At 36.4% G+C, this 2012-nt stretch carries 3 protein-coding genes; 2 read left to right on the top strand and 1 reads right to left on the bottom strand.

What is annotated here, in order from left to right:
• Together HRT72_08460 and HRT72_08455 are read left to right on the top strand one after the other, a co-directional pair.
• On the top strand, positions 1 to 837 hold an 837-nt coding region (locus HRT72_08460; protein NQY67738.1), incomplete at its 5' end, for a gliding motility-associated C-terminal domain-containing protein.
• Positions 837 to 1436 carry a riboflavin synthase gene (locus HRT72_08455; protein ID NQY67737.1) on the top strand — a complete coding sequence of 200 codons (600 nt, stop codon included), beginning with the start codon at positions 837 to 839 and terminating at the stop codon, positions 1434 to 1436. The genes HRT72_08460 and HRT72_08455, both read left to right, overlap by 1 nt.
• On the opposite strand, the gene HRT72_08450 is transcribed toward HRT72_08455, so the two are convergent.
• Positions 1426 to 2012, bottom strand: a 587-nt coding sequence (locus tag HRT72_08450) for a gliding motility-associated C-terminal domain-containing protein (GenBank protein ID NQY67736.1), incomplete at its 5' end; no start/stop codon positions are given. The genes HRT72_08455 and HRT72_08450 overlap by 11 nt on opposite strands.

Here is a 2012-nt window from a genome sequence, read left to right as displayed (position 1 = left end):
ACTAATGATGAATATGTAGTACACCGATGGAATAATTCTACTTCAGCGTTTGATTCTATAGGGGTAACAACTTCTCAGCAATATGTAGACAAATTGCTAACAAACGAAAGAGAATATTGCTATCGAATTCAGAGTATTGGTGCCTATTCGTTTGATAGTATCATAAGTCCAATATTAAATTTCTCTCAAGAGATTTGTGCAATTCCGATTGATTACACGCCGCCTTGTCCTCCCACAATTGTAGTAGAAAATTCGGATTGTATTAATTTAGAGAGTGAATTAAGCTGGAATAATCCGAATGATTTTTGTGCAGATGATGTTGTAGGGTATAAGCTTTATTCAACTACCAACATAGCGCATGAGTTAACTTTAAATTCAACTTTTTTGAGTGCCGACGATACTTCTTTCTTTTATGATGATATAAGTTCTATTGCTGGGTGCTATGCCATAACGGCTATTGATTCGTTTACGAATGAAAGTGTGTTAAGCAATGTTGTATGTTTAGATAATTGTCCGACATTTTCTTTGCCGAATGTATTTACTCCAGATAATAATGGCATTAATGATTTCTTCATCCCTTTCCCGAGTAGATCTATCGAATCGGTAGAGACGAGTATTTTTAATCGATGGGGTAGACTTGTTTTTAAATCAACTGAAATGGACATTCATTGGGATGGGAAGTTTCAGGATAATGGAATGGATTGTACGGAAGGCACTTATTTTTACATTTGTAAAGCAAGTGCTATTCGAGATATAGGTATTATCGATGAGTATTATACAGGGAGTATTCAGTTAATGAGAGTTACTGGTGCTGTAAAGTCAACAATAGGAGAATAATGTTTACTGGAATAATAGAAGAATTAGGGGTTGTAAAGCGAATAGTTAAGGAAGATGAAAATCTCCATATTACTGTTGAGGCCAAGATGACCGATGAACTACAAATAGATCAGAGTGTTTCTCATAACGGAGTATGCCTTACTGTAGTTGAAAAAACAGAATTCGAATACACAGTAACGGCTATTAAGGAAACTTTGGATAAGAGTAACATTGGCCATATTCAAGAAGGAGATCAGGTAAATTTAGAAAGAGCCATGATTATGAACGCGCGATTAGATGGGCACATCGTTCAAGGCCATGTGGATCAGGTTGCGATTTGTAAATCGATTTTGGAAGAAGATGGTAGCTGGAAATTTGTTTTCTCATACGACTCCAATAATGGAAACGTAACGGTCGAGAAAGGTTCTGTATGCGTTAATGGTGTTAGTTTAACAGTGGTCGATTCAAAGCAAAATGAATTCAGTGTGGCGATTATTCCATTTACGCAGGAACACACAAATTTCAATCGGTTTAAAGAAGGAACGATTGTGAATCTAGAGTTTGATATTATTGGAAAGTACGTGGCTAAGATAATGAATCAACAATCTGCTAACGGATAATTGTTACGCTGCCATTTCGAGAGGTTCCATCGTTTAGTAACAGTATATAGAAATATACTCCATCGGCAACTCGAGTGCCGCTCCAAGTACCTTGATAGTCTTCTTGTCTGTAAACAATAGTTCCCCATCTATTAAAAACTTTTAAATAAGACCCTGGCCAGTATTTAAGATTCTTAATTGAGAATACATCGTTAATTCCATCTCCATTAGGAGTAAAAATATCTGGAATTCTTAGTGATGTGGCAGTGGTATCGTAAGAAACACAATTAGAATAAGCGGTATCTCCCTCGTTTGTAGAAAAAACGCGCATATATACGGTACTCAATTCTCCTGGTTTCTCCAATGTGTAAAATGGGTATTGAGAGATATCAGTTACAATCCAATTAGTTTGATCCGTAGATAACAGAACTTCATAACTCGCATCCTCCCATGCATTATAAGGGCTCCACGATAAATCAGCGTAACCGTTTTCGGGTTCATTATCTGCTATTTCTAAATTAATGCTGTTAACCATGTTTGAGTAAACCTGCGTAGTTGGACCATTTATAGTGGCTCGTAGCCTAAAGTTTACTGCTT

The organism is Flavobacteriales bacterium (assembly GCA_013214975.1).
Classification (GTDB): Bacteria; Bacteroidota; Bacteroidia; order DT-38; family DT-38; genus DT-38.
Note: the sequence above shows the minus strand (reverse complement) of the source record. Positions and strands in the feature narration are given on the sequence as shown.

What these genes read in the sequence shown, in the direction of transcription:
- HRT72_08455 (NQY67737.1), top strand. Translation starts at nt 837, where the DNA reads ATGTTTACTGGAATAATAGAAGAATTAGGGGTTGTAAAGCGAATAGTT.